At 69.6% G+C, this 13,478-nt stretch carries 11 protein-coding genes and 2 tRNA genes; 2 read left to right on the top strand and 11 right to left on the bottom strand.

The genetic code is table 11. The features are described from left to right. Positions 1-14: 14 nt before the first annotated feature. From DEJ04_RS15525 to DEJ04_RS15540, 4 genes are all read right to left on the bottom strand, one after another. Entirely contained in the window at positions 15-644 is a 630-nt protein-coding gene (locus tag DEJ04_RS15525) for an ATP-dependent Clp protease proteolytic subunit (protein ID WP_071405541.1), read from the bottom strand. Between the two features lie 167 nt (positions 645-811). Continuing rightward, a complete protein-coding gene (tig, locus tag DEJ04_RS15530) occupies positions 812-2,119 on the bottom strand; it encodes a trigger factor (protein ID WP_027464695.1) in 1,308 nt (435 codons plus the stop codon). Positions 2,120-2,172: 53 nt separating this feature from the next. Next, positions 2,173-2,249: transfer RNA gene (locus tag DEJ04_RS15535), tRNA-Pro, on the bottom strand. 94 nt (positions 2,250-2,343) lie between these two features. After that, complete coding sequence (locus DEJ04_RS15540) at positions 2,344-2,619, bottom strand: hypothetical protein (protein WP_111047659.1); 276 nt, start codon at positions 2,617-2,619, stop codon at positions 2,344-2,346. A 54-nt stretch (positions 2,620-2,673) separates the two neighbouring features. On the opposite strand from DEJ04_RS15540, the gene DEJ04_RS15545 reads away from it, so the two are divergent. Next, positions 2,674-2,747: transfer RNA gene (locus DEJ04_RS15545), tRNA-Gly, on the top strand. Between the two features lie 369 nt (positions 2,748-3,116). Here the strand turns inward: DEJ04_RS15545 and DEJ04_RS15550 are convergent. The 7 genes from DEJ04_RS15550 to DEJ04_RS15580 form a co-directional block, all read right to left on the bottom strand. Continuing rightward, entirely contained in the window at positions 3,117-3,407 is a 291-nt protein-coding gene (locus DEJ04_RS15550; RefSeq protein WP_111030540.1) for a DUF1905 domain-containing protein, read from the bottom strand. Positions 3,408-3,658: 251 nt separating this feature from the next. Further along, positions 3,659-4,633 (bottom strand): endo-beta-N-acetylglucosaminidase H, encoded by a 975-nt coding sequence (locus DEJ04_RS15555; protein WP_111047660.1) that lies wholly within the window; start codon positions 4,631-4,633, stop codon positions 3,659-3,661. Positions 4,634-4,673: 40 nt separating this feature from the next. Continuing rightward, positions 4,674-7,700 (bottom strand): glycoside hydrolase family 38 C-terminal domain-containing protein, encoded by a 3,027-nt coding sequence (locus tag DEJ04_RS15560; RefSeq protein ID WP_111047661.1) that lies wholly within the window; start codon positions 7,698-7,700, stop codon positions 4,674-4,676. Positions 7,701-7,714: 14 nt separating this feature from the next. Further along, complete coding sequence (locus DEJ04_RS15565) at positions 7,715-9,112, bottom strand: cellulase family glycosylhydrolase (protein WP_111047662.1); 1,398 nt, start codon at positions 9,110-9,112, stop codon at positions 7,715-7,717. Further along, positions 9,112-10,098 (bottom strand): carbohydrate ABC transporter permease, encoded by a 987-nt coding sequence (locus tag DEJ04_RS15570; protein WP_204166197.1) that lies wholly within the window; start codon positions 10,096-10,098, stop codon positions 9,112-9,114. The genes DEJ04_RS15565 and DEJ04_RS15570 overlap by 1 nt, the downstream gene beginning before the upstream one ends. Further along, complete coding sequence (locus tag DEJ04_RS15575) at positions 10,095-10,973, bottom strand: carbohydrate ABC transporter permease (protein WP_027464687.1); 879 nt, start codon at positions 10,971-10,973, stop codon at positions 10,095-10,097. The genes DEJ04_RS15570 and DEJ04_RS15575 overlap by 4 nt, the downstream gene beginning before the upstream one ends. Then, complete coding sequence (locus tag DEJ04_RS15580) at positions 10,973-12,247, bottom strand: sugar ABC transporter substrate-binding protein (protein WP_111047663.1); 1,275 nt, start codon at positions 12,245-12,247, stop codon at positions 10,973-10,975. The genes DEJ04_RS15575 and DEJ04_RS15580 overlap by 1 nt, the downstream gene beginning before the upstream one ends. Positions 12,248-12,365: 118 nt before the next feature. On the opposite strand from DEJ04_RS15580, the gene DEJ04_RS15585 reads away from it, so the two are divergent. Continuing rightward, positions 12,366-13,397: a LacI family DNA-binding transcriptional regulator gene (locus DEJ04_RS15585; protein WP_111047664.1), complete on the top strand. Its 1,032-nt coding sequence runs from the start codon at positions 12,366-12,368 to the stop codon at positions 13,395-13,397. Positions 13,398-13,478 lie beyond the last annotated feature (81 nt).

Below are 13,478 nucleotides of genomic sequence, written 5' to 3' on the forward strand. Positions count from 1 at the left end.
TTCTTCGGTGGTGATCAGGACTGGGCGTCGGGCTCGGCTGCGCTGGTGGGCGTCTCGCCGTCGCCGACGGTGCCACCACCGCCGATGACCTCGGCACTCGAGGCGCGGAGGTGGTCGACGAAGCCGTACTCGAGCGCTTCCTGCGCCGTGAACCAGTTGTCGCGGTCGTTGTCCTTGAGGACCTGCTCGACCGACTTGCCGGTCTGCTCGGCCGTGAGCTCCGCCATGCGCTGCTTCATGTCGAGGATGACCTTGGCCTGCGTCTGGATGTCGGCAGCGGTGCCGCCGAAGCCACCGGACGGCTGGTGGAGCAGCACGCGCGCGTTCGGCGTGATGTAGCGCTTGCCGGGCGTGCCGGAGGACAGCAGGAACTGTCCCATCGACGCGGCGAGGCCGATGCCCACGGTGACGATGTCGTTCGGGACGAACTGCATCGTGTCGTAGATCGCCATGCCGGCGGTGATCGAACCACCGGGCGAGTTGATGTAGAGGTAGATGTCCTTCTCAGGGTCCTCGGCGGCGAGCAGCAGCAGCTTGGCTGCGATCTCGTTCGAGTTGTCGTCGCGGACCTCGGAGCCGAGCCACACGATCCGGTCTCTCAGAAGGCGGTCAAAAACACTGGGGTTCAGTGTTGCTTCGGCCATGGAAAAGCTCCCGTTCAGTTGTCGCTTGTTGTCGAACTTATCGGGTGCAACGCACCAGTTCTCGTCTGTTCGCCGACAGCAATGCGGTGGTGCGGAAATACGGACGGGAGGCGCGGTGCCAGCTGGCACCGCGCCTCCCGTCTGTCGTACTGGTGGCGTCGAGATCGTTACTCGGCGTCCCCTGCCGGCTCCTGCGCGACGCCCGCCGTGAAGGCGGACAGGTCGACGGCGTCGCCGTTGGTGTCCTTGACGGTCACCTTGGACAGGACGGTCGCGACCGCCTTCGAGCGGGCGACCTCGCCGACCATGCCGGGGATCTGGCCGTTCTGGTCGATGACCTTGATGAACTCGGCCGGCTCCATGCCGTACTGCGCGGCGGCCTGGATGAGGTACTGGGTCAGTTCCTCCTGCGAGACCTGGATCTCTTCCTTCTCGGCGATCGCGTCGAGGAGGATCTGCGAGCGGAAGGCGGTCTCGCTGGACTCGGAGACCTCCTTGCGGTGCTCCTCGTCCTCGAGGCGGTTCTCCTGCTCGAGGTGACGGTGCACCTCGTCGGCGATGAGCTGCTCCGAGATCGGGATGTTGACGTCCTCGGTGAGCTTCTCGACGAGCTTGTCGCGAGCCGCGGCGCCCTGACCGAAGGTCTTGGACTTCGCGATCTGCTCCTTCAGGTCGGCCTTGAGCTCGTCGATGGTGTCGAACTGGCTGGCGATCTGGGCGAACTCGTCGTCGGCCTCGGGGAGCTCGCGCTCCTTGACGGCGGTGACGGTGACGGCGATCTGAGCGGTCTCGCCCTCGCGGTCGCCACCGACGAGCTTCGACTCGAAGGTCGTCGACTCACCGGCGGTCAGGGACTCGAGCGCCTCGTCGATGCCCTCGAGCAGGTCACCGGAGCCGATCTCGTAGGAGACGCCGGTGGCCGAGTCGACCTCGTCGTCGCCGATGCTGGCGGTGAGGTCGATCTGCGCGAAGTCGCCGGTCTTCGCCGGACGGTCGACCGTCACGAGCGTGCCGAAGCGGGTGCGGAGGTTCTGCAGTTCCTCTTCGATCTCGTCGTCCGACACCTCGACGGCGTCGACGGTGAGCTCGTACGAGGAGTAGTCCGGCAGGTCGAACTCGGGGCGGACGTCGACCTCGAAGGTGAGGACGAGGTCGCCGGTGAAGTCCGCGACGTTCGGCAGCTCGGCGACGTCGGCCTCGGCACGGCCGAGGATGCGCAGCTCCTGCTCTTCGACCGCCTGGCGGTAGAAGTTGTCGATGGCGTCACCGACGGCGTGGTTCAGGACCTCGCCGCGGCCGACGCGCTGGTCGACGATCGCCGGCGGGACCTTGCCCTTGCGGAAGCCGGGGATGTTGATCTGCTCGGCGATGTGCTTGTAGGCGTGGTCGATGCTCGGCTTGAGATCGTCCGGCGTCACGTTCACGGTGAGCTTGACGCGGGTGTCGCTCACCTTGTCGACGGTGCTGGTGGCCAAGGGATGTTCTCCTGTTGGTTGACGTTCGTGTGGTCGGTGGTGCTCGGAGGACCTGGTCGGGGCGACAGGATTTGAACCTGCGACCTCCCGCTCCCAAAGCGGGCGCTCTACCAAGCTGAGCTACGCCCCGTTGCTTCGTGCCAGGGATCAGCCGCGCACGCCGAGGGGCGCATGCGACCCCGGTGAGTCTAGCGGTCCGACGGCGCGCTGTTCCCGGGGGTTGCTCAGTCGTCCTCCGCGGCGCGTCGCAGACCCCGCCGCCACCGGATCCCGACGGCCACCTGGACCCCGAGGGCAGCCACCGCGAGCAGCAGTCCGACGACGATCCGCCAGACGTGCAGCAGTGCGTGCGCGGGTTGCGTCTGCGGGTCACCGAACAGGTCGGGACGCAGGGACAGGACCGCGGCGGCGAGGACCACGAGCACGTACGAGACCACCCTCGACCAGCGGATGGTGCGCTCGGCACCGGCGTCCGGCTTCGGGATGACGCGCGACGGCATGTCGGTGCTCGTTCGTCCGCTACGATGGTCGGGCTGCGCCTGGTGCGCAGGCGCGGGGATGTAGCTCAATGGTAGAGCCCCAGTCTTCCAAACTGGCTACGCGGGTTCGATTCCCGTCATCCCCTCCACAACACGGGCGCTCCGCCGACAGCGATTCCCGTCATCCCCTCCACAACACGGGCGCTCCGCCGACAGCGATTCCCGTCATCCCCTCCACAACACGGGCGCTCCGCCGACAGCGATTCCCGTCATCCCCTCCACAACACGGGCGCTCCGCCGACAGCGATTCCCGTCATCCCCTCCACAACACGGGCGCTCCGCCGACAGCGATTCCCGTCATCCCCTCCACAACACGGGCGCTCCGCCGACAGCGATTCCCGTCATCCCCTCCACAACACGGGCGCTCCGCCGACAGCGATTCCCGACATCCCCTCCACAACAGGGGCCCTCCGCCGACAGCGATTCCCGACATCCCCTCCACAACCTCACCTCTCGTGTCAGGGGTCGGCGAACTCGAGGGTGATCTCCGGGGAGTCGCCGAGTTCCACCCGGGCACGCTTCCGCTCCGCCGCCCGCAACGGCACGAGGTACCCGCCGTCCTTCGGGAACAGCGACGTCGTCCACGTCACCGAGCCGATCGTCACGCGGGCCGGGATCACACCCCACCCGTAGGTGAGCACCGGCGCGAGGTCGGCGATGACCTCGGCGACGTCCGGTGGCACGACGACGAAGAAGAACGGTGACGGGCCGCGCCACTCGATCACCTCGCCGCGGAACTCGAGCTCCATGCCGCGATCGTACGGCCGCGGCATCGAGCGCGCCGGGCCGGGCCGGGATTCGTTTTCGGTGGATGACGGTTCCGGTTCACGATCGCCGGGGTCTGCGAACCGGAACCGTCACGGGCGAGGAAGAACTGGTGCCGCCCCCTCCTCTCCACCCCCCCGCCCAGCGGGACCCGGACGACGGACGCGCCCCGTGCCTCCAGGCCGGAGCCGGGGAGCACGGGGCGCGAGCCGCCGTCAGGACGCGAGCGTCAGCGCTACGACGCGGCCTGTCCGTACAACACCTTGGTGAAGGAGGAGACGGAGGCGGATTCGTCGCCTCCCGGCAGGTTGTACGTCATGAAGACGCCGTACCCGTCGGCCTTCGTGCGCTGTGCGAGCGAGACCGCGGTGGCCTGCGGGGTGTTCTGGATGTCGACGGCGGCGGCGGAGATCTTCGACTTCGGCAGGCCCGGGATCGTCGGCGCCGTGTAGGTGCCGTAGTAGGGATTCCAGGCGTAGTCGAGCTTCCCGCCGATCGACGGGCTCGCGGTCTTCAGGGCGTCGGACGACGGGCCGATGTCGTAGAACGAGATGATCTTGCCCGGCATGTCCGCACGCAGGGCGCTGATGAGCCAGCCGATCGACTGCTGGTTCGGCTGCGGGGTGCCGTTCACGCCGTAGTCCGAGTACTCGTCGTCCAGGTCGACGCCGTCGAGTCCGTACTTCTTGACCGTCGCCGAGACCTGCGCCGCGAAGTCCCGCGCCGCGGCCTTCGTCGGGAAGTTCGCGAGGCCGGCGCCCTGGTGGTTGCCGAGCACCGAGAGCGTCACCTTGATGCCCTTGGCCTGCAGCGGGCGGATCTGCGTGGCCGCCTGGTCGAGGGTCCGCTGCACGTTCTCGTTGTTGTACAGGACCGCCTTGCCGTCCTCGTAGTTGATGTTCGCGGCGAAGATGATCGCCACGTCGAACGCGTTCGCGCCGTTCTCCAGCGTGTACCGCCCGACGTTGGCGAGCTCGTCGTTGTTCACCTCGACGTAGGCGATGCTCGTCGGCCCCGACTTGGTGGGCGCGGCGTGGTGCCCGTGGCCATGACCGTGACCGTGCCCGCCGCCGCCGTGGGACGATCCGTGTCCGTGCCCGTGGCTGGACCCGGACGAGGAGGGCGCCGCGGACGCTGCGGCGGGCACCAGTGGTGCCGCGAGCATGGCGACCAGTGCGGTCGCGATGCTGAACTTCGTGGACTGCTTCATGTGGTTCCTCCTTGGGTGGGACGGTCGGTCAGTCGGTCGGTCAGTTGCGCGGGAACCGGAAGGTGCGGACCTCGTAGGCGTCGACGGCGAACGAGGACGCGGGCGCGTCGGACGACGGCACGGCGTCACCGAGCGGTTCTTCGAGGAGGGTCACCTCGACGGCAGCGCCGAAGGTCGCCTCGTCGGCCGAGACCGCGATGCCCCCGGTCCCCCGCTGCCCGGACGGCTCGTAGACGCGCACGACCAGGTCGCCCGACCGGTCGTCGGCGAGCTTGACGCTCGACAGCACGACGTCGCCGGAGACCTGCACCAGCGGGTCGAAGCCGTGCGCCCCGGTGATCGTCCGCGCGCCCGCGTTCATCCGCACGCCGGCCGACGTGGCGCCGAGCTGGTCGGTGCCGATGACGATGCCGTACCGGTGCGTCTGCACGCCCTGGTCGGTCTCGGGGTCCGGGAACCGCGGTGCGCGCAGCAGCGACAGCCGCACGGTGGTGGTGACGTGCCCGTCGACGGCGTCGCGCGTGGTGTCGAAGCCGTGGATCGAGTCGTTCACGAGCGCGACACCGAAGCCGGGCTCGGCCACCAGCACGTAGCGGTGCATCGAGGTCTCGAACTTCGCCGCCTCCCACGAGGTGTTCGTGTGCGTCACCCGCTTCTGCGCGCCGAACTGCGTCTCGGCGACGGTGTGCTCGGCGCGGACGTCGAGCGGGAACGCCACCTTGAGGAACTTCTCGGTCTCGTGCCAGTCCGTCACCTGGTCGAACTCCAGGGTGCGGGACCCCGGCGCCAGGACGATCTCCTGCGTCACCGTCGAGTCACCGAACGCCCGGGACACGACGACCCGTGCGGCCCCGGTGTCGTCGACCGACGCGGTCAGCCCGGTGGTCGACACGAGGTCCTCGACGCGGTTGCGGTAGTACCGGTCGACGTCCCACGCGTCCCACATGTTCGGGAAGTCCTGGTGCAGCTGCAGCAGGTTCGCCGCCTGGCCGGCCGCGATCGCCTCGCGCCCGCTCGCCAGGTCCACGGCACTCATCACGAGCCCCTGCGCGTCGACGACGACCCGTACCAGGTCGTTCGCCAGCACGTACCCGCCGTCCTGCTCGGTCAGGGACACGGCGGTCGCCGCCACCACGTCGGTCGCCACGACCGCGCCCTGCGCGGGCGCACCGGCCTGGAGGAACGGGGCCGGGTTCACGACGACGGCCGCGTCCCCGGTACCGGCGAGCGCCGAGAGCGCCTGGTCGATGATCGTGGTCAGCGCCGCGGCCGTCTCGGCGTAGCGTTCGACCGCTTCGCGGTGCACCCACGCGATCGAGGTGCCCGGCAGGATGTCGTGGAACTGCTGGAGCAGGACCTGCTGCCACAGGGCGTCGAGCTCGTCGTACGGGTAGGCGAAGTCGGTGCGGGCGGCGGCGGTCGCGGCCCAGAGCTCGGCCTCGATGAGCAGCTGCTCGCACCGGCGGTTGCCCTGCTTCGTGCCGTGCTGCGACGTGAGCGTGGCCCGGTGCAGCTCGAGGTACAGCTCCCCCACCCACACGGGCGGATCGGTCAGTTCGGACTTCGCCCGGTCGAAGAACGTGTCCGGGTGCTCCCAGCGGACCTTCGCGCTGCCCTCGAGGTCGGCCAACCGTGCGGCGGTGCCGGTCATCTCACGGGTGGTGCCACCGCCGCCGTCGCCCCAGCCGACCGGGGCGATCGAGCCGCTGGCGAGCCGGTTCTCGCGGAACTGGCGGGCGGCCTTCGCGACCTCGCTGCCGGACAACCGCGAGTTGTAGGTGTCCATCGACGGGAAGTGCGAGAACACCCGCGACCCGTCGATGCCCTCCCACAGGAACGTGTGGTGCGGGAACTTGTTGACCTGGTTCCACGAGATCTTCTGCGTGAAGAACCACTCGAAGCCCGCGCGGCACATCAGCTGCGGCAGCGCCGGCGAGTACCCGAAGCTGTCCGGCAGCCAGACGCCCTTGGGTCGGATGCCGAACTCGCGCTCGAAGAACCGCTGGCCCTGCGAGAACTGCCGGACGATGCTCTCGCCGGTCGGCATCACGGTGTCGGACTCGACCCACATGCCGCCGATCGGCAGGAACCGCCCGGCCTGGACCGCGGCCTTGACCCGGGCGTAGACCTCGGGGCGGTGCTCCTTGATCCACGCGTACTGCTGCGCGCTCGACATGCCGTACAGGAAGTCGTCGGTCTGGTCGATGAGCTCGGTCATGGTCGACGTGGTGCGGGCGACCTTGCGGATGGTCTCGCGCACGGGCCAGAGCCAGGCGGAGTCGATGTGGGCGTGCCCGACGGCCGAGATCGTGTGCGCCGAGGCCTCGGCGGGAGCGGCCAGCACCTCGGCGAGCGCCGCACGGGCGTCCCCGGCGGTCTCCGGGATGTGCTGCAGGTCGAGCGCGTCGAGGGCGTCGTCGAGGGCCTGCAGGATCCGCATGCGTCGGGGTCCGGCGGGCAGCTCGGCCTGCAGTTCGAGCAGGACGTCGATGTCCAGGGCGAGTTCGTGCACCTCGGACTCGAAGACGGCGAGCTCCATCCGGCGGGTGGCGTAGAGGCGCTTCGAGGACGAGGTCTGCACGTCGCCCTCCTGCGTCGGCAGGAAGGGGTGGTAGTCGAGCAGGACGGGGTTCGATGCTGCCTCGACGAACAGTTCGACGGTCTCGCCGCCCTCGGCCCGCTCGGTGACCAGGACCCACTGGTTGCGCGGGTTGATCGACTTCACGGGGGTGCCGTCGGCCAGGTAGACGAGTCCCTCGCACTGGAACCCGGGCATGTTCTTGTCGAAGCCGAGGTCGATCACGGCCTCCACCCGGCGTCCGGCCCACTCGGTCGGCACGGTCCCGGTCAGCCGGAACCACGTCGTGCCCCACGCTGCGCCCCACGGGGTGCCGACCTCGTAGGGCTCGAACGTGAGCGCGAGCCCCTCGGTCGGCGGGACCGGCTCCCCCGGCAGCTCGTGCCAGGCGGCCTCGAGGGCCGTCGTGGTCGCGTGCACCGCGGGGGTGATCCGCTCGTCGAGCACCCGTCGGGCGCGTCCGGTGGTGAGGGGGATGTCGTCGTGCATGGGGCCTTCCGGGGTCAGGGCGTCGTCGCCGGGTGGGCGACGCGGACGGTGGTGGTGTCGAGGTCGGACGGCACGTCGACGCAGCGGTCGATGCCCCGCGCGGCCAGCAGCGCGGTGTCCGACAGTCGGGAGCGCAGGACGACCTGCGGGCCGCGCCCGTCCGGTGCGGCCCCGGCCAGGGCGAGCCAGGCGGCGGCGAACCGACCGCCGGGGGCGCAGTCGGCGCGGGTGCCGTGCCGGTCGGTGCCGTCGGACAGCACGTCGTCGAGGACGAGCGCGGTGGTCGGCGGTGCGGCACGGGCGTCGCGGGTGTGCTCGGCGCGGGCGACGGCGGCGAACGCCTCGCCGGCGGGCTTCAGCCGTCCGTCGTTCGTGAACAGCCCGAGGTCGTACTCGAGCTCCGGGAAGTCCGCGAGCGACCGGGCGACGTCGTGGGAGCACCACCACGTCACCCCGAGCACCTGCTGCGCGTCGAGGACGTGCCGGATGGTCTGCTCGGTGAACGCGGCGGCGTCGGCGGGGTCGACGACGTTGGTGGGGGCGCCGACCTCCTGCAGCCAGTTCGGGCGGGCGGCGTCGCGGTTCCAGGCCGCGGCGAGCTGGAGCAGGTACTCCCCGTGCCGCACCGACCCGGCTCCGAGGGCGCCGTGCAGGGCCGCCGAGCCGTTGAACACCCACGAGTGCGTGACCGTGGCGTCACCGTGGTCCGCCGCGTGCTCGGGGCCGAAGGGCTGGGCGTCGTCGTACCAGGCCGCGTCGTACTGCGCGACGGTGACCAGTGGCCCGGGGCGCGACCCGGTGGCGGGCGGGACCGACGAGGCGGGGTCGAGCCGTGCCTCCAGGCCGACCGACACGGACGACGCGACCGACGCCGACGACCCGACCGACAGCCCCGCCCGCGCCGCCGCGACCATCGCCGCCGCCCACGCGTGCCCCTGCTCCGCCGTGATCGCGTGCGGCGCGGGGTGCGGCGCGTGTGCGAACTGGTTGACCTCGTTGCCGATGGTGATGCCGAGCAGGTTGGGCTTGTCGGCGACGGCTCCGGCGAGCGCCCGGACGTACGCGGCGGTCGACGCGACGACGTCCGGGTCGGTGAACATGTTGCGGCGGTGCCAGCTGTCCAGCCAGGACGGCACGAAGTCGAAGCTCGACAGGTGCCCCTGCAGGGCGTCCACGTTGACGTCGAGTCCGAACGAGCCGGCGAGGTCGACGACCGTCGCGACGTCGTCGAGGGCCTGCTGCCGGATGAGCGTCCGGTTCGGCTGGACGACCGGCCAGAGCGGGAAGATCCGCACGTGGTCGGCGCCGATCGACGCGATGGCCTCGAGGTCCCTGGCGGTGTCCGACCGCGAGAAGTCGAGCCACGAGTGGAACCAGCCGACCGAGGGCGTGTAGTTGACCCCGAACCGCATCAGCCCTTCACACCGCCCTCTTCGACGCCCTTGAAGAAGAAGCGCTGCAGGACGGCGAAGATCACGGCGATCGGGATGAAGGCGATCATGGTGCCGGCCGCGATCATCCGCTGGTCGGTGGCGAACGTGCCCTGCAGGTACTGCAACCCGACGGTCAGGGTGAGGTTCTCGGGCGACTGCAGCACGATGAGCGGCCAGAGGAAGTCGTCCCACGCACCGATGAACGAGAAGATCGCGATGACCGCGATGGTCCCCTGCACGGCGGGCAGCGAGATGTAGCGCAGACGTTGCATCGCGTTCGCACCGTCCATCACCGCGGCCTGGTCGATCTCTTCGGGGATCTGCCGGAACGCGTTGAACATCAGCAGGACGTTGAGCGCCGCGATCATGCCGGGCAGGGCGACCCCGACCAGGTTGTCGGCGAGGCCGAGGTCCTTCACGGTGACGAACTGCGAGATGATCGTCGCCTCGCCGGGCAGCACGAGGGTGCCGAGGAACAGGCCGAGCACGAGCTTCCGGTGCCGCCACTGCAGGCGGGCGAGGGCGAAGCCGGCCAGGGTCGCGAACACGATGTTGCCGAGCACGTCGATCGCGGCGACGAGCAGGGAGTTGCCGATGTACCGCCACACCGGGATCGCGGCGGCGACCTTCAGGTAGTTCTCGATGGTCGGCTCGGACGGGATGAACGACGGGTTCGCCGTGTAGATGTCCTCACCGGCGCCCTTGAGCGACGTGGACAGCTGCCACAGGAACGGGCCGATCGTGATGAAGAGCACCACGATGAGCAGGACGTAGCGGACGACCTTCTCGCGGGTGGACATGACGCCCCAGACCGCGCGGCGCCGCTTGCGTCCGTCGCGTCCGCCCCGTCCGTTCTGCCTGGAGGCCCGTCCAGCGCCCGTCGCGCCGGTCACGTCCGGCGTCGGGCTGGCTGCGCCCTGCGCGCCGCCGATGACGGGTTCGGTCGTGCTGGTCGTGTTCGTCACTTGTCCGCCTTGCTGTTCATCCGGGCGAGGGCGAGCATCGGCACGAGCGTCACGACGAAGAGCAGGAGGCTCAGGGCGGACGCGTAGCCGAGGTTGCCGGTGAAGCCGCGGGCGTACTGCTGGATGAGCATGACGAGCGAGTTGTCCTGCCCGCCGGGTCCGCCGGTGCCGTTGGTGAGGATGTAGAGCTCGCTGAACACCCGGAGCGCCGAGACGCACACCAGGATCCCGACGAGCGTCATGGTGCCGCGGACCCCGGGCATCGTGACCGACCAGAAGCGACGGACCGCGCCGGCACCGTCGAGGGCGGCGGCCTCGTGCAGGTCCTTGCCGACGTTCCCGAGGGCGGCCAGGAAGATGATCATGTAGTAGCCGAGCCCCTTCCACACCGTCAGGCTGATGGCGCTGAGGAGCAGCAGCCACCGGTCGGTCAGGAACGGGACGCTGCCCTGCACGACGCCGAGGGCCTGCGCCATCTCGTTGATGACGCCGCGGTCGTCGAGGATCCACGTCCAGATGAGCCCGACGACCACCGCGGACGCGATGACCGGCGTGTAGAACGCGGTGCGGAAGAACGCGATCCCGGGCAGCTTCTGCTGCACGAGCACCGCGATGAGGAGCGGGAGGACCGTCAGCAGCGGCAGGCACACCGCCATGTAGATGACGCTGTTGAGCAGCGCCTCCCACACCTGCGGGTCGGCGAGCAGTGTCTCGAAGTTCTGCACCCCGACCCACTGGCTGACGCCGCCGAGCGGGCTGGCGTTGGTGAACGACAACCGCACCGTGTTGATCGAGGGCCACAGGCTGAACGCGACGAGCCAGATCAGTGCCGGCAGGACGAGCAACCAGGGCGTGTACCAGCGGTTCGCACGCATCAGCCGTTGGCCAGCAGGCTGTTCATCTTGGTCTGGGCGGTCTGCAGTGCCTTCTCGGGCGCCACCTGGCCCTTCATCGCGAGGGCGATCTGCTGGTCGAGGAAGTCCGTCATCGCGGAGTTCGCCTCGACCGGGTTGATGACCTTCGCCGTCTTCAGGGCCTCGTTCGCGAGGACCCGGGCCTCGCCGTTCACGGTGCCGTCGTCCTTCGAGAAGTACGGGTCGGACTGCGACGACGTGGTGGACGGGAAGATGTTGACCTTGTGGGCGAACGCCTCCTGGTTCTCCGCGTTCGTCATGAACTTCGCGAAGGCCTCGGCGGTGGCGAGGTGCTTCGACTTGCTCGAGACCGACAGGCCCTGCACGTAGAGCGGCGGGGTGTCGAGTGCGGGGCTGACGGTGACCTTGCCCTTGAGCGACGGGTTGTTCTTCTCGAAGTCGGCGAGCGAGGTGGCGCCACCGGTGGTCCAGGCGACCTTGGCCTGCGTGAACAGGGTGGAGTTGCCGAGGTAGTCGCTGTTCAGCACGTTGGAGGGCATGTAGCCGTCCTGGTACGCGTCCTTGTAGCGGTCGATCAGGTCGGCGGCCTTCGACGAGTCGGCGAAGGTGAACTTCGTGCCGTCGGCGTTGAGCACCTTGACGCCGGCGAGCGTGAAGTCGCCGAGGCCGGGCTTCCGGCTCATCAGGTAGTCGGTCGGGCAGTTGTCGTGCATGGTCTTTGCCTGCGTGAACAGCTCGTCGGTGGTCTTCGGCGGGTTCTTCGCGTCGAGGCCGCACTTGGCGAACATCGTCGAGTTCCAGTAGTTCACGTCGGTGTTGAGGTACCAGGGGTACCCGAACGTGCCGTCCACTCCCTTGTACTTGTACGAGTCCAACGCGCCGGCAACGTACGTGCTGTCGAGCTTCGAGTCGTCCTTCGCGACGTCCTGCAGGAACCCGCGCTTCGCGAGCGGCAGGGCGATGTCCGGCGGCAGGTTGATCACGTCGGGCAGGCTGTTCGACGAGGCCTGGCTGAGCACCTTGTCGGCGTACCCGTCGCCGGGCTGGTCCTGCAGCTTGACCTTCGCGTCCGGGTGGGCCTGCTCGAAGTCCTTGATGACCCCGTTGAGGTAGCCCGTGTAGGTCGGCGTGAGCGCCCAGGTCTGCAGGGTGATGGTGCCGCTGATCTCGCCGCCGCCGTTGTCGGCCGCGTTCCCGCCGCTCGAGCAGCCGGTCAGGACGAGCGCCGTGGCGGCGGCCGTCGCGAGCAGCGCGGTGGCGCGGCCCCTCGTCATGCGTGTGGTGGTCCTCATGGCGTCTGACTCCCTCGTCATAGCTGAACCGGTTCAGCAGCAGTCACCGAACCCGTGTGTGGCAGCCACTGTGGATGACTAAAGCGCTATAGTCAACCCCGTGGCCACCAAGCGTCGAACGACGATCGCCGATATCGCCGCGCGGGCCGGTGTGTCCATCAGCGCGGTGTCGTTCGCGTTGAACGACCGCCCCGGCGTCTCCGACGAGACCCGTCGCCGCGTGCGCGAGATCGCCCGCGAGCTCGACTGGCAGCCGCACACCGCGGCCCGGGCGCTCGGCGGCGCGAAGGCCGGTTCCATCGGGTTCGTGCTGAACCGCCCGGCCCGGACCCTGGGCACCGAGTCGTTCTTCGGCGACCTGATCTCCGGCATCCAGCTCGGGCTCGCCGGCACCCACGTCGGCATGAACCTGCTCGTCGCGCGCGATGCCGAGGAAGAACTCGAGACCTACCGGGACTGGTGGCGCGGACACCGTGTCGACGGTGTAATCGTGATCGACCCCCGTCGCGACGACGCCCGGCTCGCCCTGCTCGCCGACCTCGGCATGCCCACCGTCGTCGTCGGCTCGCACCCCTCCCCCGACGGCGCCGCCCCCACGGTCTGGATCGACGACTCGGACGCCACCGACACCGTTCTGCGGTACCTGCACGCCCTCGGGCACCGACGCATCGCGCACGTCGCCGGGCGGCCCGAGTTCGAGCACACCGCCATGCGCATGGACCGGCTCCGGGCGTTCGCTGCCGACGAGGGGCTCGACGACACGGTCTCGGTGCCGACGGACTACTCGGCCGAGGCCGGCGCCAGCGCCACCCGCACCCTGCTGTCCCAGAGCGTCCGACCGACCGCGATCGTCTACGACAACGATGTGCTCGCCGTCGCCGGGCTGGGCGTGGCGAGCGAGATGGGCGTCGCAGTGCCCGGCGACGTGTCGATCGTGTCCTTCGACGACTCGGCGATGATCCGGCTCGTCCGCCCGGCGATCACCTCGCTCACCCGCGACACCGTCGAGCTCGGACAGCGTGCGGCGACCCTGCTGCGCGCGCAGATCGACGCCAGCGCCCCGCTCCCCTCACGCCCGGGCCCCTCGCTCACCCTGAGCGTCCGCGAGTCCACCGGCCGCGCCCCCGCCTGACCCGCTCCGGACGTCGGCGCCGACGACCCGCTCCCGCTCCCGCTCCCGATGCCGCCGCTCATCCTCCCGCAGCGCGGCGCG

It is taken from the genome of Curtobacterium sp. MCLR17_044 (genome assembly GCF_003234435.1).
GTDB lineage: Bacteria > Actinomycetota > Actinomycetes > Actinomycetales > Microbacteriaceae > Curtobacterium > Curtobacterium flaccumfaciens.

Coding starts and splice junctions, on each gene's coding strand:
- DEJ04_RS15525 (WP_071405541.1), bottom strand. CDS start 644: ATGGCCGAAGCAACACTGAACCCCAGTGTTTTTGACCGCCTTCTGAGA.
- DEJ04_RS15540 (WP_111047659.1), bottom strand. CDS start 2,619: ATGCCGTCGCGCGTCATCCCGAAGCCGGACGCCGGTGCCGAGCGCACC.
- DEJ04_RS15550 (WP_111030540.1), bottom strand. CDS start 3,407: ATGGAGCTCGAGTTCCGCGGCGAGGTGATCGAGTGGCGCGGCCCGTCA.
- DEJ04_RS15555 (WP_111047660.1), bottom strand. CDS start 4,633: ATGAAGCAGTCCACGAAGTTCAGCATCGCGACCGCACTGGTCGCCATG.
- DEJ04_RS15560 (WP_111047661.1), bottom strand. CDS start 7,700: ATGCACGACGACATCCCCCTCACCACCGGACGCGCCCGACGGGTGCTC.
- DEJ04_RS15565 (WP_111047662.1), bottom strand. CDS start 9,112: ATGCGGTTCGGGGTCAACTACACGCCCTCGGTCGGCTGGTTCCACTCG.
- DEJ04_RS15575 (WP_027464687.1), bottom strand. CDS start 10,973: ATGCGTGCGAACCGCTGGTACACGCCCTGGTTGCTCGTCCTGCCGGCA.
- DEJ04_RS15580 (WP_111047663.1), bottom strand. CDS start 12,247: ATGACGAGGGGCCGCGCCACCGCGCTGCTCGCGACGGCCGCCGCCACG.